Origin of the sequence: Sphingomonas jejuensis, assembly GCF_011927695.1 — a bacterium.
GTDB classification, from domain to species: Bacteria; Pseudomonadota; Alphaproteobacteria; order Sphingomonadales; family Sphingomonadaceae; genus Sphingomonas_K; species Sphingomonas_K jejuensis.
On record NZ_JAATJE010000002.1, the window covers coordinates 283,615 to 301,231 of the forward strand.

Genomic DNA, 17,617 nt, shown 5'->3' on the forward strand with positions numbered 1-17,617 from the left:
AAGGCGCCGCCGCGCAAAGACGAACGGCCGCCCCTCGGGTGAGGGACGGCCGTTCAGCATGTTGATCGCGTGGTGGCTTAGAAGCCGAAGCGGATCGAACCCATGAAGGTACGCGGATAGCCGTAGGTTCCGTTCGGATTTCCGGCGGCGTTGATCTGCGTGCTGATGTTGCTGAAGTAACGCTCGTTGAAGACGTTGAGGACGTTCAGCTGGATGAAGCTTTCCTCAAGACCATAATCGGCGAGGTTGAAGCGCAGATCGACGTCGACGAGTGTGTAGTCGTCAAAAACGACGTCGTTCACGTCGGTGCCGAAGCGTTCGTCCACCCACTTAGCCTCAACCCCAAGATCCAGGGGACCTGCGGTGAACTGAGCGCGACCACCGAACTGCCATTCGGGCGTCTCGGGCACGCGCTTGCCGATGATGCCGGCGTTGGTGGTACCGGTCAGCGGAACGTCGTCCTTGAACTCCGAACTCAGATAGGAGCCGATCGCCGTCAGGGCGACCCAATCCGTGGGCCGCACGGTAACGGTCGCATCGACACCATAGCTTTCCACCTCGCCGACGTTGCGGTCGAGCGACGTGCCGAACGTGGGGCTGAGCGGATCGTTGTCGAACGAGGTGATGATGCGGTTCTGGTAGTTGATGTACCAGGCCGACACCTGCGATTGAATGAAGCTATTGTTGTAGCGCAGGCCGAGGTCGAACGCGTCCGTCTTCTCTGGCTGCACGCCCACAAAGGGGCTGCGGTAGAGGTTGTCGGTCCGGGGAGCCGAGAAGCCCTTGGCGTAGCTGCCGAAGATGCTGGCGGCATCCGTCACCGCGAAGGTGAAGCCGATGTTCGGCAGCACCGCGTCGTAGTCATAATCTTGTTCGAACGGCGCATAATACGGGGTCGCACCGGTCGACGGCACCGGATCGTTCGGACCGATGATTCGAAGCGTCGAGACTGGTTCGCTGGTGCAATAGGCGAAGCCCGACGAGCCCCGTGCTTCAGTGTAACAGTTCTGGTTCAGCTCACGGTGGAAGAACGGCACGCGAACGCCGATGTCCACGGTCAGAGCGTCATCGAAAAACCGGCCAATATACTGGCCAGAGATCTGATGAAGGCTGGCGTAGGATTGACGGTCGCGCTGCTGGAACTGAAAGCCGTCCGCCGTCAGGACCGGGCGTCCGTTGCGGCCCGAGAAGATGTTCTCCGGGTTGCCGTTTGGCTGGAGATAACCCCACTCGCCGGTCTGGCGGTGATCACCATAGTCAAAGGTATAAGCAAGGCGAACGCGCTGGCTCTGGGTGAACTCATAGATCAACGAGGCCGTAGCAGTGTAACGATTGGTGTTGGTGATGTTCGGCGTGAAGAAGCGAACGGTGTCGAGGAAATCGCCGTCGCCATTGTAGTCTACGCCCGGCGCCGTTGGCGTGCCCCCACGAGCCCGCGCGCTGCTCTCGGCCAGCGTCGTTGTTCCGCCGCCGTGCGCCAGCGTATACTGATATCCAGCGTCGGCGGTGAACGTCAGCTGATCGCTGAGCGTCAGGCGGAGATTGGCGCGCACGTTGCCCGTGTTCGACGGGTTGACGCGCAGATTGTAGTAGTTGGTGCAGGCTGCCGCGTTCAACGGGTTCTGCGTGCCGCCTGCCAGCGTGGGACCGGTGCCGTTCGGACCCGAACCGCCATTGGCATTCTGCACGCCCGGACCCGGGACGGTGAGGTTGCACTGTCCCAGATTCTCGAACCGACGAATGAGATCGTACTGGCTGTTCGAGAAGTCGCCGATGCGAATCGGATTGTCGGACGTTGCGCCCGCGGTCGCCGGGATCACGGTCGACCCAAGGAGCGAACGAAGGTCGTTCACGGTCAGATTGCGGTAGAAGTTGTTCCGGTTCTCATTGTAGTGACCGGAGACGCGGAAGAAGTCGCCGTTGGACCCGATCGGCTGGTAGATGCCGACGTTCGCCTGCCACTTGTCGATCTCGCCCGGACCCTTGAACTTGTCGTTGCGGGTGCGCGACGCCGAGAGGAAAGCACGCGTTCCGGACGAATTCAGGTTGCCGGTTTCGATCAGGCCAAAGGCGCGCACATAGTCGAAATCGCCAACGCCTGCGACGGCGGTCGCCGACAAGGTCTCTGAGGGGATGATCGTGCGATAATTGATCGTTCCGCCGGCAGCCGACGCCGTCGGGCTGTCGATGTCGGTTGTGCCCAGATTCACGTTGATTTCGTCGATCAGCTCGGGGTCGAGCTGCTGATTGGAATAGATGGCGTAATTGCCCGTGTCGTTGAGCGGAAAACCGTCAAACGTGAGCGAGATGCGGTTGCCGTCGAAGCCGCGGATGCGGATGTTGCCGCCGGAGGAGCCAAACGGATCGCTTTGCGTGAAGTTGACGCCGGGAACGAGGTTCAGCGCATCGAGCACGGTCTGACCGGGGGCCTGCCGCTCAAGATACTCCTGGTTGAGGATGACCCGAGCCTTGGGGCTGTCGGGGATCTCAATGCCTTCCACACCCTGCGTGCGCGTGCCGGTGACGATGATCTCCTCGCCTTCGGTCGTTTCCTCGAAATCGATCGAGCCCGTCGACTGCGCGTGGGCGGCCGTGCTGATGGTGAGGGCGAAGAGCGCCGCCCCGGCAAAAAGCTGATGTCGCATATGATCCCCATTGGAGCGGTGGAGCGTCAGGGGGCTCGACCGCGGCGGGGCCGCTCTGGTCACGCCATGTGTCGGGATTGTGACAAGTTCCGCCAGGCGTTAACGCGCGTTCATAATTGTTTGCCGCGTTGCACAAATGCCGCAGGTCGCAAGGGCGCAACAGCGATTGCAGCCCTTGCAATCGCAGCCACTTAGCTCTCGTCTCCCATGCGCAGCGCGGCGATGAACGCCTCCTGCGGGATCGACACCGAGCCGTATTCGCGCATCTTCGCCTTGCCCTTCTTCTGCTTGTCGAGCAGCTTGCGCTTGCGCGTCGCGTCGCCGCCATAGCATTTCGCGGTCACGTCCTTGCGCATCGCGCTGATCGTCTCGCGGGCGATCACCTTGCCGCCGATCGCCGCCTGAATCGGGATCTTGAACAGGTGCCGGGGAATCAGCTCCTTCAGCCGCTCCACCATGCCCCGCCCGCGCACCTCGGCGGTGGCGCGGTGGACGATCATGCTGAGCGCGTCGACCGGCTCCTCGTTGACCAGGATGCCCATCTTGACGAGGTCGCCTTCGCGGTAGCCGATCTGATGATAGTCGAAGCTGGCATAGCCCTTCGACAGCGACTTCAGCCGGTCGTAGAAGTCGAACACCACTTCGTTCAACGGCAGCTCATAGGTCGCCTGCGCGCGGCCGCCGACATAGGTGAGGTTCTTCTGGATGCCGCGGCGATCCTGGCAGAGCTTCAGGATGCTGCCCAGATACTCGTCCGGCACGTAGATCGTCGCCTCGATCCACGGCTCCGCGATCGTCTCGATGCGGTTGGGATCGGGCATGTCCGCCGGATTGTGGAGGTCGATCTGACCGCCGCCATGCGTCAGCTCGATCTTGTAGACCACCGACGGCGCGGTGGTGATGAGGTCGAGGTCGTACTCACGCGTCAGCCGCTCCTGGATGATCTCCAAATGAAGCAGGCCCAGGAAGCCACAGCGGAAGCCGAAGCCGAGCGCGGCCGACGTTTCCATCTCGAACGAGAAGGAGGCGTCGTTCAGCCGCAGCTTGCTGATGCTCTCGCGCAGCTTCTCGAAGTCGTTGGCGTCAACGGGGAACAGCCCGCAGAACACCACCGGCTGAACCTCCTTGAAGCCCTCCAGCGGCTCGGCGGCGGGCCGCTTCGCGTCGGTCAGCGTGTCGCCGACGCGGGCCTGCGCCACGTCCTTGATCTGCGCGGTGATGAAGCCGATCTCGCCCGGGCCGAGATCGGTCAGCTGCTCGATCTTGGGGCGGAAGCAGCCGACCCGGTCGATCAGGTGGGTGGTGCCCGCCTGCATGAACTTGATCTGCTGGCCCTTCTTCAGCGTCCCTTCCATGACGCGGACGAGGATCACAACGCCGAGATAGGGGTCGTACCAGCTGTCGACGAGCATCGCCTTCAACGGCGCGTCGGCGTCGCCAGTGGGCGCAGGGATGCGCTCGACGATCGCATCCAGGATCTCGTCGATCCCGATGCCGGACTTGGCCGACGCCAGCACGGCGTGCGACGCGTCGATCCCGATCACGTCCTCGATCTCCGTGCGCACCTTTTCCGGCTCGGCGGCCGGCAGGTCGATCTTGTTGATGACGGGCAGAATCTCGTGATCGTGCTCGATCGACTGGTAGACGTTGGCAAGCGTCTGCGCCTCCACGCCCTGCGCTGCGTCCACTACCAGCAGCGCGCCTTCGCAGGCGGCCAGCGAGCGGCTGACCTCGTAGGCGAAGTCGACATGGCCCGGCGTGTCCATCAGGTTGAGGACATGGCCCTTCCATTGGAGGCGCACGGTCTGCGCCTTGATGGTGATGCCGCGTTCCTTCTCGATATCCATGTTGTCGAGCACCTGGGCGGACATCTCCCGCTCGGCGAGGCCGCCGGTGCGCTGGATGAGCCGGTCGGCAAGCGTCGACTTGCCATGATCGATATGGGCGATGATCGAGAAGTTGCGGATCTGGGAGAGCGGGGTCGCCACTGGATGCTTTCAAGCGCGTTGGAGGATGCTGGCGCCGATAGCAGCAAGCGTGGGGCTTGCCAAAGCGCGGCTGACCGGCAACGCCGCCGCGCCAGAAGAGGAGCACACCGACATGAAAGCCGCCGCTGCCATCGCCCTCACCCTTGCTCTCCCCGCCCCCGCGATCGCCGACACGCTGGTGATCGGCAACAAGGGGGAGAACAGCGTCAGCTTCGTTGACCTGGAAAGCGGGCGCGAGGTGCGCCGGACGCCAACGGCGGCGATGCCGCACGAAGTGGCGCTGTCACCCGATGGCGCCCGCGCGGCCGTTGTCGCCTATGGCAGCAACACCATCGACCTGTTCGACGTGGCCAGCGGCAGAAGGATCGAACGGATCGACATGGGCGCGAACAGCCGCCCGCACGGGCTCGTCTGGCTTCCGGACGGTCGGCTGCTGACCACGGCGGAAGGGAGCAGCACGCTGGTCACGATCCTGGCGAACGCCCCCGCCGAGACGCCGGACCGCATCTATGCCGTGCCGACCGGCGGCGAGCAGTCGCACATGCTGGCCGTGCACGAGGGCAGCACCGCCTATGTCGTGAACATGAAGAGCGGCACCGTCAGCGTGATCGACCTGGATGGCCAGCATGACCGGCGCAGCTTTGCCGCCGGCACGGAGCCGGAGGGCATCGCGCTGTCGGCCGACGGCCGCCGCATCTGGGTCGCCGACCGCGCCGACGCGGTGGTGCGCGTGTTCGATGCCGAAACGCTGGCGGAGGTCGGCCGCGTGCCCACCGGCCGGACGCCGATCCGCGTCGCCATCAGCCCCGACGGCACCCGCGCCGTTGTCTCCAACTACGCCAGCGGCGATCTGACCGTGATCGACACGGCCGCCATGCGCGCGATCCGGACCATTCCCGTCAGCGGCACGGCCGAGGCCAAGCAGGTCACCTTGTTGTTCGCGCCCGGCGGCGGCCGGATCTTCGTCGCCGAAACGGGGCATGACCGCATCGCCGAGGTCGATCTGGCCGATGGGACAGTGCTGCGCCGGCTGCCGGCCGGCGACATGGGCGACGGACTGGGCCTGTCGCCGGTGAGTGCGCGGGCGAACGCCGAATAGGAAGGACGCTTGCGCCCACCGGATCACCCTCCTATAGGCCGTCGCCTTGCCTCCGGGCGGCCTCGTGCCGTCCTTTGGCCCGGTCGGGGAGTAGCTCAGCCTGGTAGAGCACTGTCTTCGGGAGGCAGGGGCCGGAGGTTCGAATCCTCTCTCCCCGACCACTTCTTTTCTTCAAGCGTCCTGATTTCTGACGATCGCCGGCTGGGCGCCGGCGGCACTCGTCGCGGTGGCGCCTTTGCCGGCAGCGGATAAGGTTTGTTCAGAAGAGGCGCGGCGCCGCCCGAGCGGAAACGGGGCCAGCGGTGCGGACCGCGCGATCGGTGCCGGTCCTGGCCATGGCGGCCGAGCGCTGCTCCAGCCGCCAGTTGAGCGCATGCCCCACCGACAGCAGCAGGGCGCCCGCGACCGTCAGGATCGTCTCGACCAAGGCGGTTGGCGCCGCCACCAGCGCGAGCGCGAGCAGCAGCAGGCCGGGGAGGATGAAGACGGCCGGCGCAGACCGACGATGCCGGCGAAAGCCGACCCAGAGCGCGACCGCGCTGGCCGGCACCGCAAAGGCAAAGGCCGCGAGGTGAAAACCGGCCGGCACGGTCAGGAAGGCGGCGAGTGCGGGCAGCAGCACGATGAGGATCGGCAGCACCAGGCAGTGCACCAGGCACAGGAAGGACGCGCCGATCGCGAGGCTGTCGAACAGATGCTGTCCCTGGCGCGGCACGCCCATTCTTCTTCTCCGACGCAGAGCGCGACCCGTCCGTGTCGCGCCGCAATGTTATACTGTAACCTCAGAGTCAAGCTGCGGGTTCCCGGTAGGTGAGGCCCAAGCTGCGCCGTGACCTTGATTCATCCAGGGCGGGAACCTGCCCTTCGCCTGTCGTCGCGTCGCTTTGCGTCGTCGTGCGTTGCCGCCGGAAGCCGCCTGTTCGCGTCATCAATCCTGATGTTATGGACAGTCGCGGGCGTAGGGGGGAGCAGCGAGAGGGCGCATGGTGAGGATGGCGTGGAACGGCAAGCGGGCCGGCGATGTCTGACAGTCCGCTGGAGGCGCGGCTGGCGCAATACCTGACCCTGACCTTTGCCGAGCGCGACGCACTCCGCTGGCTCGAACGGCGCGAGCGCGCCCTGCCGGCCGGGGAGATCCTGATCCGCGAGGGCGAGGCGACCGACCGGCTCTACATCGTCGCGCGCGGCTGGCTGCACGGATCGGTGAAGCTGAAGGACGGGGGCCGGCAGATCCTGCGCTTCTACTTCGTGGGCGACATCAGCACGACCTTCTCCATCGCCTGGGGACAGAGCGCGGCGACGCTGCAGGCGGTGAGCGACACGCAACTGTTCGAGATCGAGAAGGACGCGTTCGGCCGGCTGTTCCGCAACCACCCGCGGCTTGGGGCGCTGCTGTTCGCGGTGTCGACGTCCGAGCAGGTGGCGATGGCCGACCGCTTGACCTCCATCGGCCGCACCGACGGCGTGACTCGGATCGCCACGCTGCTGCTCGACATCCGGTCGCGGCTGCGGGTGGTCGACGGGCTCGACGGGTCGGTGTTCTCGCTGCCGCTGACGCAGCAGGACCTGGGCGATGCGGTGGGACTGACCAAGACGCATGTGAACCGGTCGCTGAAGGCGTTGGAGGCGACCGGGCTGGTGGAGCGGCAGGGGCGCGTCATCCGCATTAACGATGTGGAGCGACTGGCCGAGATGGTCGACTTCAAGGACCGGCACGGGTCGGTGGCGACCGACTGGCTGCCCCCGCCAGTCGCACGGAGTGACATGGATCACACAGGCTGAGTCTTTCCGATGACATAGATCATGGCGTCGGGAACAAAATACGTTTCACGCTTTTGCGCAGTGAAACCGGCCACGATCGCCATGGTTGAGACCGCACCGGCCCGTTCTGGGCCTTGCGGGGAAGGATCGACATGGCCGAACGTCTGGGCATCGCCATTGTGGGCGTGGGCGGGGCCGTTGCCACCACCGCGATCGCCGGCATCGAAATGATCAAGGCGGGGTCGAACAGCCTTGCCGGGCTGCCGCTTGCGGACCGCGACGTCGCCGGGCTGGTCGCCTATCGCGACCTGGAATTCGGCGGCTGGGACCTGGCCGACGACACGCTCGGCAATTGCGCGCTGAAGCATGGCGTGATCGGCGAGAAGGAGCTCGCCAATGGCGCCAGCGCGCTTAACGGCATGCGGCCGTGGAAGGCAGCGGGATCCACCGGCTATTGCGCCAACATCGACGGCGACAACAAGCTGTCGGGCGGTCACCGGGCGGCGGTCGCGCAGATCCAGGCCGATCTCGCGCGGTTCCGCGAGGAAAAGCAGCTCGACCGCGTGGTGGTGGTGAACCTGGCCTCGACCGAGCGGGTGCCGCACCCCGACGACGCGGCGCTGCAATCGCGCGAGGCGTTCGAGCGCGGGCTCGACAGCGACGACGGCGCGATCAGCCCGGCGATGCTCTATGCCTATGCGGCGATCGATGCGGATACGCCCTATGCCAATTTCACCCCTTCGGTGGCAGCGGACGTCGCGCCCCTCGCCGCCTTCGCGGCCGAGCGGAACGTGCCGGTGGCCGGCAAGGACGGCAAGACGGGCCAGACCTTCATGAAGACGGTGATCGCGCCCGCGCTGCGCGATCGCGCGCTGCATGTGGATGGCTGGTTTTCCACCAACATCCTCGGCAATTCGGACGGGCTCGCGCTCGACGATCCGAAGTCGCTGGCGTCGAAGATCGGGACCAAGGGCAGCGTGCTGGACCAGATCCTTGGCTATCCGGTCGAGGATCACATCATCATGATCCATTATTACCGCCCGCGCGGCGACGACAAGGAAGCCTGGGACAACATCGACCTGACCGGCTTCATGGGTCAGAAGATGCAGCTGAAGCTGAACTTCCTGTGCAAGGACTCGATCCTGGCCGCGCCGCTCGCCATCGAGATCGCGCGGTGCCTGGATCTGGCGCAGCAGCGCGGCCAGGGCGGCGTGCAGGAGCAGCTCGGCCTGTTCTTCAAGCTGCCGCAGACGGCAGGCGGGCGCCAGCCGATCCACGGCGTGCCCGAGCAGCAGGCGATCCTCGACCGCTGGCTGGATCGCGTGGAGGCGTGACTGGAGCGCTGGCCGATCCGATGTCGGCGGCGGTGCGCGGGCGATTGTCGCCGGCGGCGCTGCCGCTGTTCCGCGAACTCGGCGACCTGAAGCGGATCCGCTCCGCCGAAGCGGCGGGGTCGATCGCCGAGCGGCTGTTCGTGGCGGCATGGGCGGCGCTGATCCGCGGCGAGCCGGCCGAAGACGTGATGGCGCGCGTGACCGGTGCCGCGCTGGTGTCGGCCCGGCTGGGCGACATCGACCTGGTCGTGCTCGACCGGCTTGGGATCGGAACCCGGGCCGAGAGCATCTTGGAGCGTGCCTTCGACGAGCTGGCAGACGAGGGGGTGATCGAGGACGATGCGCTCCGCACGCATATTCGCGGCGCGTTGCCGCAGGGCCGGCCGCAGATGGGCCCCGTCCCGCCCTTCGTCGGCAAGCTGGCGCGGCAGCCGCGCGCGGGCGTCACCTGTCCGGGGCGGCCGCGCATCATGCTCCAGCCGCCGGAGAACCACGCCGAGCACTGCCTGATGGTCGCCGTCTACGGCGTGATCGCAAGCCCGTGGCACCGGGCCGATGCCACGAGAGTCTTCCTGGCCGGGCTGGCCCACCACCTGCACAACGCCGACATGCCCGACAGCGGCTATTCCGGCGAGATGCTGCTGGGCGAGGCGCTGAACGATGCCATCGCAAACGCGCGTGCTGCCGCGACCGCGGAGATCGCCGAGATGGCGCCCACCCTGGTCGACCAGGTGGAAGACGCGCTGGCGCCGATCAGCGGCGACAGTACGGGCGAAGCGCGCGCGTTCCACGTCGCCGACGTGCTCGACCGCGTGCTGGAGATCGAGCAGTTCACCCGCGCAGGCCGGCTGGCCATGGACGTGGTGCTGGGCGACTATGGCCTGGTGCATGACGGTCCGGTGAAGGCGTTCCACGACCGCATCCTGGCCGATGCGGGCCTGGCGTGAGCCTGCTCGACACGCTGCGGTCCCCGGTCACGGGCCAATTGCTGGAGCGGGACACGCCGCATTCGCTCGCCGCGCCGGGTGAACGCTGGCCGATCGTCGACGGCATCCCTTATCTCAGGACCGAGAGCGAGGGGCTGGTGGCCGTCGCGCTCGACCATCTGGACGCCGACTGCCCCGACGACGCGCTGGTGGCGCTGCTGACCGACCAGGATGGCTGGTGGACGGGACCCGCGACCGACCTGGGCGAGCTGAAGCGGCTGGTGCGGGAGCGGGACAGCCTGACCTTGCGCGAGGCGATGGCGCTGCTCCGGATGGGGCCGGTCGCGGATTATTTCGCGCATCGCTGGGTCGACCCGACCTATCTGGCCGGCCTTGCCCTGATCGAGGCGCACTGGGCGGCGGCCGGGACCGCCTTCGAGCTGGCGTGCGGCATCGGCCATTACCTGCGCGAGCTGACCCGCCGAGGGACCGCCTGCCTGGGCGCGGACGTGGTGTTCTCCAAATGCTGGCTCGCCAAGCACTGGGTGGCGCCGGACGCCGATTATCTTGTGTTCGATGCCGCCGCGCCGTGGCCGATCGCCGGGCAGCGCTTCGACCTCACCATGTGCCAGGACGCCTTCTACTTCCTGCCGGAGCAGCAGGAGATCGCACGGCGGCTGCGCGCGGTGACGGAGGCCGACGGGACGCTGCTGGTCGGCCACCTCCACAATTCCGAGTACTGGAACGGCAGCAAGGGCCCGGCGCGGCCCTGGTCCGACTGGGCGGCGATCTTCCCCGACGCAGCCGTCTATGACGAGGGGGCGCTGCTGCACGCCCTGTTGGTCGCCGGGCGCGCGGAGCCCCAGGGGTGGTACGAGGATCGCAAGGTCGAGGCCTGGTCGCTGGCGGAGCCGGCTCGTCCGGCGCGGCCGGTGGATGGCGGGATCGCGCTGCCGCCGCCCGGCGCGGTGCTTCGCCCCAATCCGCTGGTCGGCGCCGAGGCCGGGCACGAGCATGTGCAATGGCCGTCGCCGCGCTGGCGCGACGAATATGGGCCGGGCTGCTTCTGGGCGAACCGCGACGACGAGCTGGGCTTCGTGCCCGACCCCGTTCGGTTGCGCCGCGTGGTCGACCTGCCGGAGCGGTGGTGATGCGCTGGGGGATCGCCGGCTATGGCTGGGTCGCACGCGACCACATGGCGCCCGGGATCGGGGCGGCCGGCGGCCGCGTGACGGCGATCGCCGATCCCTCCCCCGCCGCGCGTGCCCGCGCCGAGGCGCGCGGCATCGAGGCCTTCGACAGCGTGGAGGCGATGGCGTCGGCCGGCGCCTGCGACCTTGTCTATGTCGCGACGCCGAACGACGCCCATGCCGGTCCCGTGCTTGCAGCGGTGGGTGCTGGCCTGCCCGTGCTGTGCGAGAAGCCGGTGGCGGCCTCCCTCGCCGAGGCGGAGTTGATGGCGGCCGGCGTCGAGGCAGCCGGCGTGCTCTACGGCACGGCGTTCGACCAGCGTCACCATCCCGCGCACCGCGCGATGGCGGAGGCGATCGGCAGCGGCGCCATCGGTCGTCCGATCGGCGTCAGAATCGTCTACGCCTGCTGGGTCGACCCGCTGTGGACGCCGGACGGCGACGCGCATGACAACTGGCGCGCCGATCCCGCGCGGGCGGGCGGCGGCGCGGTGATCGACCTGGCGCTTCACGGGCTGGACCTCGCCCAGCGGGTGCTGGGCGAGCCAGTGGACGCGCTCTCCATCGTCCTGCAGCAGCGGATCCACGATTATGCCGTTGACGATGGCGGCATGCTGATGGGGCGGACGGCGTCGGGCGTGCTGTTCCAGAGCCATGTCGCCTATAACTGTGCCGAGGTGCTGCCGCGACGCCGGCTGGAGGTGCTGGGCGAGCACGGCATGATCGTCGCCACCGACACCATGGGTCAGACGGCGGGCGGCACGCTCGTGCGGCGATGCGGGCGGAGCGGCGAGGAACAACCTATTGCCTTTGATGCCGACACCAGCCCCTTTGCCGCGCAGGCAGCCGCCTTCATGGCGGCGGCGCGGGGCGACGCCCATGATTTTTCGGTGCATCGCGACCTGTCGCTGATGCGCGTCTTCGACCGAGCCTATCGAGAGGCGATTGCATGCCGTTGAGCCATTTCGCCTGCGCCAACTGCGGCTTCTGGCAGCATCATTTCGCCCCGCCGGATTGCCCGGTGTGCAGCGATGTGCGCAACGATCTGCCGCCCGACGGCTGGCACTTCCTGCCAGAAGCTGAGGTCACCGCGACGCACCAGGGCGATGCGCGGGAGGTCGCGCCCGGGCTGTGGGCCTTCACGACCCGCCCGGCGCTGGGGCTGGCCGGTACGGGCTGGCTGATCGTGCGCGACAGCGGCAACATCGCGTTCGAGGCGGCACCCTATTACAGCGCCGCGATGATCGCGCAGATCGATGCGCTCGGCGGGATCGCGATCCTGTCGGCGAGCCATGCCCATGGTTATGGCGCGCTGTTCCAGCTCCAGCGGCACTTCGACCCGGCGGTGGTCGCGATCCACCGCGACGACCTGAAGATGACCAAGGCGTTCCGCGTCACGGCCCCGTTCGACGACATGCTGGAGTTGGCCCCCGGATACACGCTGCACCATGTCGGCGGCCATTATGAAGGGCAGGCGTGCCTCCACGATGCACTCGGAGGCCGGCTGTTCTGCGGCGACATGTTCAAGATCGACCAGCACCCCGACGGGCGGTCGCATGCGATCTCCAGCCACAAGGCATTCCACAAGGATATTCCGCTGACCCACGCCGAGCTTCGCCGCTACCGCGACGTGATCGCCCCGCTGTCCTTTGACGCGGTGCTGACCCCCTTCGAATATGCGCCGGACATCGGCCGCGACACGGCACTGGCCGCGCTGGAGGACGGATTGTCGCGCGCGCCGGGTGTCAGGAGGATGCCGCTGTGAGGTCCGGCCTGCCGACCGATCTGGGTGCCGCCGCGCGCGCCTACCTCGATGCCTTTCCGAAGGGCGACGTGGTGGCGTTTCCGATCCACCCGCTCGATCGGCTGGGCCTGCCGGTCTGGGTCGTCGCCCTGTTCCCGGAGGACGAGGCGCTGTCCGGCATCATGCCTTATGGCGTGGGGTACGGCGCGACTGACGAGGCCGCGGTGCTCGGCGGGCTCGGCGAGATCGCTGAGATGGTGTGGCCGACACTGACGCTGGGCAGCCGTGCAAAGACGCGCGGCAGCTTCACGACGCTTGTCGCCACGCTTGGCGAGCGATCGGTGGCCGATCCGCTGACGCTCTGCCTGCCGGCCGGATCCCCCGTCGACCGGGACACGGTGCTGGAATGGGTGGAGGCGAAGCGCTGGACCGACGGATCGACCGTGCTGGTGCCGATCGACCTGGCCGCCTACTCCGCCAAGGAGCTGTCGCCCGGGTACCGCCCGTTCACGACGATCATCTCGAACGGCATGGGGGCCGGGCCGGACCTCGACTGGGCGATCGGGCATGGCTTGTGCGAGATCCTGCAGCGCGACGGCAATGGCCTGTTGTTCCGCGCGCTCGACCGCGGCGTGTCGCTGACGCTGAACGCGGACGTGCCTGCGTCCAGCCGGGCGATCCTCGACCGGTTCGATGCCGCCGGCATCCGCGCCATGCCGAAGTTCGCGACCGACCAATATGGCATGCCGAACCTTTACTGCGTGGGCATCGACACACGCGACGCGCCGGCCGCGCCCATCATGGTCACGGCCTGCGGCGAGGCGTGCAACGCCGACCGCGAGGCTGCCCTCAACAAGTGCCTGACCGAGTTCGCGGCGAGCCGCGCGCGCAAGGCGTTCGCGCATGGTCCGGCCGACCTTGTCGCGCAGGTTGCACCCGACGGCTATGTCGCGCGCTTCATGGCGCAGGCGGGCGGAGCTGCGAAATCCAGCGACGGACGCGCCTTTGCGGCCATGCAGGACTGGACGCGGCGCGATGCGGGCGAGCTGCGCGACTGGCTGGCCGGCAGCGTCCTTTCCGAACGGTCGCGCCACGATTTCAGCGCGCTGCCGTCGCGACCGGTGGCCGACGGCCATGCCCGCGCTCAGGCCGCGCGCGCCGCGGTGGAAGCGGCCGGATTCGACATCCTCTATGTCGACATGTCGCCGCCGGACCGCGCCGTCACCGTCGCCAAGGTGATCGTGCCGGGGATGGAGGTGGAGACGATGAGCTACTACCGGATCGGCACGCGCAACACGGAAAAGCTGCTGGCGCTCGGCTCGCCGCTGATCCGGTTCGGCGAGGAGACCGACACGCTGCGCCGCATCCGCCTGCCGGAGCTGGATGCCGAGCGGCTTGGCCACCCGCTGTTCGACACGGAGGCCGCCGACCGGCTGGTGGGGCCGCTCTATCCTCTCTACCGCGAGCCCGAGGCGCATCATGTGGCTTGGGCGGAGGCGCAGGGATGAGCCTTCGGTTTGCCTACAACACCAACGGCGCGGCCAATCACCGGCTCGACGATGCGCTGCGGCTGATCGCCGATGCCGGCTATGACGGTGTGGCGCTGACGCTCGACCACCATCACCTCGATCCGTTTGCGCCCGACTGGCAGCGGGAAGCGGAGCGGGTCGGGCGGCTGCTGAACACGCTGTGGCTGGGCAGCGTGATCGAAACGGGCGCGCGCTACCTGCTCGACCCGCGGCAGAAGCACGAGCCGACCCTGATCGCGCCCGATGCGGACGGACGTGCGCGCCGGGTCGAGTTCCTGTGCCGTGCGCTCGATATCGCGGCGCTGCTCGGCAGCGAGACGATGTCCTTCTGGGCGGGCGTGCCGCAGCCCGGCGTCGGGGCGGCCGATGCGCGCGCCTGGCTGGACGACGGGCTTGCCCGCGTGCTGGACCATGCGGAGGCGGTCGGCGTGGATGCGAGCTTCGAGCCGGAGCCGGGCATGCTGATCGAGACGGTCGGCGACTATGACGGCCTGATCGCGCGGCACCCGCGGCTTCGCCTCGCGCTCGACACCGGGCACTGCCTGGTGACGGAGGATATCGAGCCGGCCGACGCGATCCGGCGCTATGCCCCCCGCATCGGAACGGTGGCGGTGGAGGACATGCGGCGGGGCGACCACACGCACCTGCCGTTCGGACAAGGCGACATGGACATGCCCGCCGTGATCGGCGCGCTGAAGGAGATCGGGTACAGCCGGCTGGTCTGCGTGGAGCTGTCGCGGGAGAGCCCGCGCGCCCACCTGGCGATCCCGGAGGCGATCACCTTCCTGAAGGGCATCGCCGCGTGAGGATATGCTTCGTGTCGCGGCGCTTCTTTCCCGCGATATCGGGCATGTCGATCTATGCCATCAACCTGCTGCGCCAGCTGGTCGCGGCGGGGCACGACGTGACCATGATCAGCCAGTTCTATGGCGATCCGGACAAGCGCCGCGTCTATGGCGGCGGACCGCCTCCGGCGGTGCCGGGCGTGCGCGTGATCGGCATGGAAGCGTTGGGCGAGCAGAACGGCGGCGATTTCGAGCGGGACGTCGATGCAATCGTCCAGGCGATCGCCGCCGAACATGCCACGGCGCCGTTCGACGTGCTGCACGCGCAATATGGCTATCCGACCGGGTGGGCGACCCTGCTGGCGGCGCAGCAGCTCGGCCTGACGTGCATCGTGTCGATCCAGGGCGGAGATGGCCACTGGGTCGGATCATGTTGCGAGACCCACCGAACGGCGATGGTGCGCGTGCTGGATCATGCCAGCGCGCTGCTGATCGGCGGGCGCAGCTTTGCCGGCGAGGTGCACGAAAGGCTGGGCACGCCCGTCGATCGCTTCACCATCGTGCCCGGCGCGGTCGACACCGACCGCTTCACGCCGGGACACGCACGCGAACCCGGGGCGCCCGTGCGGTTCTTCTACCATGGACGGGTGGATCGCCGGAAAGGCGTGCTCGACATGCTCCAGGCGCTGCCGGACGTGGCCGGGGCGTGGCGGTGCACGATATCCGGGATCGGTCCGGACCTGGAGCCGGCACGCGCGCTCGCGACGGAGCTGGGGCTGGACGACCGGGTGAGCTTCACCGGCTATGCCGATTATGACGCGGTTCCCGCGCTCTACCGCGATCACGACGTGTTCGTGTCCCCGACCTATGCCGAGGGTTTTTCGAACACGATCCTGGAGGCGATGGCGTCCCGGCATGCCGTGCTGTCATGCCGGTCGGTCGGTGTGGTGGATTGCATCCGCGACGGCGAGAACGGCATCCTGGTCGAGGCGGGCGACGTTCCCGCGCTGTCGCGCGCGCTGTCGCGGCTGGTGGCGGATGATGGTCTGCGGGAACGGCTTGCCGACGCGGCGCTGGCCGAATGCAGGCGGGTCTACAGCTGGCATGCGGTGGGACGGCAGATCATGGACATCTATGCGGCGGTCCGGAACGTGCCGCCGCCGGCGGGGATCGATCCGCATATCCCGGTCGAGCCCTGCCGGTTCCGCGCGGAGCCGCACCTGCTGTGAGCCATGTGGTCGCGATCTCGCCGCATCTGGACGATGCCGCCTTTTCCGCCGGCGGCATGCTGGCGGCGCATGCGCGCGGCGGCGGCCGGGTGACGATCGTCACCTGCTTCACGGGCAATGTCCCGCAGCCGACCGGCTTTGCGCTGGCCTGCCAGCTGGACAAGGGATTGCCGCCGGACGTCGATTACATGGCGCTGCGCCGGGACGAGGACCGGGCGGCGTGTGCCGTGATCGGGGCCGTGCCCGTCCACCTGCCGCTGCTAGAGGCACCGCACCGCGGATATGGCAGCGCGCCGGAGCTATTCGGTAAGCGGCGCGAGGACGATGGCATGCTGGCGCCGTTGACCGAAGCCTTGTCGGCCCGGATCGCGGCGCTGTCGCCCGACCTGCTGCTGGGGCCGATGGCGATCGGCGACCATGTCGACCACTGGCTGGTGCGCGACGCGCTGGCAGCGATCGGGACACCCTGCCTGCTGTGGGAAGACTGGCCCTATCTGCGGCGGACCGACAGGCCTGCGGGAACGCCGGCCAGGGTCCACCGGCTGAGCGACGCGGATCGTGCCGACCGGCTGGCGATGTGCGCGGCGTACACGACGCAGATCGGGTTCCAGTTCGGATCGCGGGCCGAGCTGGAGGAGGCGACCAACGAGATCGTGGCGGAGCGGTTGCACCGCCCCGAAGTTTAGCCCGAAGTTGACGCTGCGGCGGGTTGTCCGAGGCGCCTTTCCAACAGGGGCGCAAGGCGGTCCGCGATCACCTCCACCCCGGCTGCCGACGGGTGGATGCCGTCTGGCAGCATCATCGACGGACGGCCGAGCGCGCCGTCCAGGATGAAGGGGTCGAGCGTGGCGTCGTGTTCGCGCGCCAGATCGGGATAGATGCCGTTGAATTCGCAGGCATAATCCGGCCCCAGGTTGGGCGCGGCGAGCATGCCGGTGAGCACCACCGGAATGTCGCGTCCGTCCAGCACGTCCAGCATGGCCGCGAGGTTGGCGCGGGTCTCGGCCGCGGGGATGCGGCGCAGCATGTCGTTGCCGCCGAGCCCGAGCACCACGAGGTCGGGAGTGCGCGGAAGATTGTCGAGCGTGAACTGGAGCCGCTGCCGCCCGGCCGCGCTGGTGTCGCCGGACACGCCCGCGTTGACGACGCGCGCGTTGATGCCCGCCGCGCGCAGGCGGCGCTGAAGCGCGTCGGGAAGGCTCTGCCCGTCTTCCAGGCCGTAGCCGGCGTAGAGGCTGTCGCCGAAGGCGAGCACCAGCCGCTCGGGCCCCGCGACCGGCCGGTCGGCCGCCGCCGCCGCAGGCCGGGCGGGTGCCGGCGCGGCGACGTTCGCCTCCGGCGCGGTCGCCTGTCCGCACCCGGCGAGCGCCAGCGCTTGGAGAAGCAC

Annotated in this window: 15 protein-coding genes and 1 tRNA gene; 12 read left to right on the forward strand and 4 right to left on the reverse strand. The window is 68.0% G+C overall.

The annotated features are described in order from the left end of the window. Positions 1–77: 77 nt before the first annotated feature. Both GGR88_RS10875 and lepA read right to left on the reverse strand, forming a co-directional pair. Positions 78–2,645, reverse strand: a complete 2,568-nt coding sequence (locus tag GGR88_RS10875; RefSeq protein ID WP_167954877.1) for a TonB-dependent receptor — start codon at positions 2,643–2,645, stop codon at positions 78–80. A gap of 191 nt (positions 2,646–2,836) precedes the next feature. Then, the gene (lepA, locus tag GGR88_RS10880) at positions 2,837–4,633 is read right to left on the reverse strand and encodes a translation elongation factor 4 (protein ID WP_167954879.1); all 1,797 of its coding nucleotides are present in this window, start codon (positions 4,631–4,633) and stop codon (positions 2,837–2,839) included. Positions 4,634–4,682: 49 nt separating this feature from the next. Here lepA and GGR88_RS10885 point away from each other — a divergent pair, with 49 nt between their 5' ends. Together GGR88_RS10885 and GGR88_RS10890 are read left to right on the forward strand one after the other, a co-directional pair. Beyond that, complete coding sequence (locus GGR88_RS10885; RefSeq protein ID WP_167954881.1) at positions 4,683–5,732, forward strand: beta-propeller fold lactonase family protein; 1,050 nt, start codon at positions 4,683–4,685, stop codon at positions 5,730–5,732. Between the two features lie 84 nt (positions 5,733–5,816). After that, positions 5,817–5,893, forward strand: a tRNA-Pro gene (locus tag GGR88_RS10890). 98 nt (positions 5,894–5,991) lie between these two features. Here GGR88_RS10890 and GGR88_RS10895 read toward each other — a convergent pair. Further along, on the reverse strand, positions 5,992–6,453 hold the full coding sequence (locus GGR88_RS10895; protein WP_167954883.1) for a MerC domain-containing protein: 462 nt from the start codon (positions 6,451–6,453) through the stop codon (positions 5,992–5,994). Positions 6,454–6,752: 299 nt separating this feature from the next. Here GGR88_RS10895 and GGR88_RS10900 point away from each other — a divergent pair, with 299 nt between their 5' ends. The 10 genes from GGR88_RS10900 to GGR88_RS10945 all read left to right on the forward strand — a co-directional run bounded on the left by GGR88_RS10900 (position 6,753) and on the right by GGR88_RS10945 (position 16,916). Next, complete coding sequence (locus GGR88_RS10900) at positions 6,753–7,514, forward strand: Crp/Fnr family transcriptional regulator (protein ID WP_167954885.1); 762 nt, start codon at positions 6,753–6,755, stop codon at positions 7,512–7,514. 131 nt (positions 7,515–7,645) lie between these two features. Then, positions 7,646–8,827 (forward strand): inositol-3-phosphate synthase, encoded by a 1,182-nt coding sequence (locus tag GGR88_RS10905; protein WP_167954887.1) that lies wholly within the window; start codon positions 7,646–7,648, stop codon positions 8,825–8,827. Beyond that, a complete protein-coding gene (locus GGR88_RS10910; RefSeq protein WP_342449785.1) occupies positions 8,824–9,774 on the forward strand; it encodes an HD domain-containing protein in 951 nt (316 codons plus the stop codon). Before GGR88_RS10905 ends, GGR88_RS10910 begins: the two co-directional genes overlap by 4 nt. After that, complete coding sequence (locus GGR88_RS10915; protein WP_209023375.1) at positions 9,771–10,904, forward strand: methyltransferase domain-containing protein; 1,134 nt, start codon at positions 9,771–9,773, stop codon at positions 10,902–10,904. The genes GGR88_RS10910 and GGR88_RS10915 overlap by 4 nt, the downstream gene beginning before the upstream one ends. Next, positions 10,904–11,902 carry a Gfo/Idh/MocA family protein gene (locus tag GGR88_RS10920; protein WP_167954889.1) on the forward strand — a complete coding sequence of 333 codons (999 nt, stop codon included), beginning with the start codon at positions 10,904–10,906 and terminating at the stop codon, positions 11,900–11,902. The genes GGR88_RS10915 and GGR88_RS10920 overlap by 1 nt, the downstream gene beginning before the upstream one ends. Continuing rightward, positions 11,893–12,708, forward strand: coding sequence for an MBL fold metallo-hydrolase (locus GGR88_RS10925; RefSeq protein WP_167954891.1), 816 nt, complete (start codon positions 11,893–11,895; stop codon positions 12,706–12,708). The genes GGR88_RS10920 and GGR88_RS10925 overlap by 10 nt, the downstream gene beginning before the upstream one ends. Continuing rightward, positions 12,705–14,195, forward strand: a complete 1,491-nt coding sequence (locus tag GGR88_RS10930) for a YcaO-like family protein (protein WP_342449786.1) — start codon at positions 12,705–12,707, stop codon at positions 14,193–14,195. The genes GGR88_RS10925 and GGR88_RS10930 overlap by 4 nt, the downstream gene beginning before the upstream one ends. Further along, on the forward strand, positions 14,192–15,022 hold the full coding sequence (locus tag GGR88_RS10935; RefSeq protein ID WP_167954893.1) for a sugar phosphate isomerase/epimerase family protein: 831 nt from the start codon (positions 14,192–14,194) through the stop codon (positions 15,020–15,022). The genes GGR88_RS10930 and GGR88_RS10935 overlap by 4 nt, the downstream gene beginning before the upstream one ends. Positions 15,023–15,066: 44 nt before the next feature. Then, positions 15,067–16,230, forward strand: coding sequence for a glycosyltransferase family 4 protein (locus GGR88_RS10940; protein WP_209023377.1), 1,164 nt, complete (start codon positions 15,067–15,069; stop codon positions 16,228–16,230). Further along, positions 16,227–16,916, forward strand: a complete 690-nt coding sequence (locus GGR88_RS10945; protein ID WP_167954897.1) for a PIG-L family deacetylase — start codon at positions 16,227–16,229, stop codon at positions 16,914–16,916. The genes GGR88_RS10940 and GGR88_RS10945 overlap by 4 nt, the downstream gene beginning before the upstream one ends. On the opposite strand, the gene GGR88_RS10950 is transcribed toward GGR88_RS10945, so the two are convergent. After that, on the reverse strand, positions 16,913–17,617 hold the full coding sequence (locus GGR88_RS10950; RefSeq protein ID WP_342449814.1) for an arylesterase: 705 nt from the start codon (positions 17,615–17,617) through the stop codon (positions 16,913–16,915). The two genes, GGR88_RS10945 and GGR88_RS10950, sit on opposite strands and share 4 nt — an antisense overlap.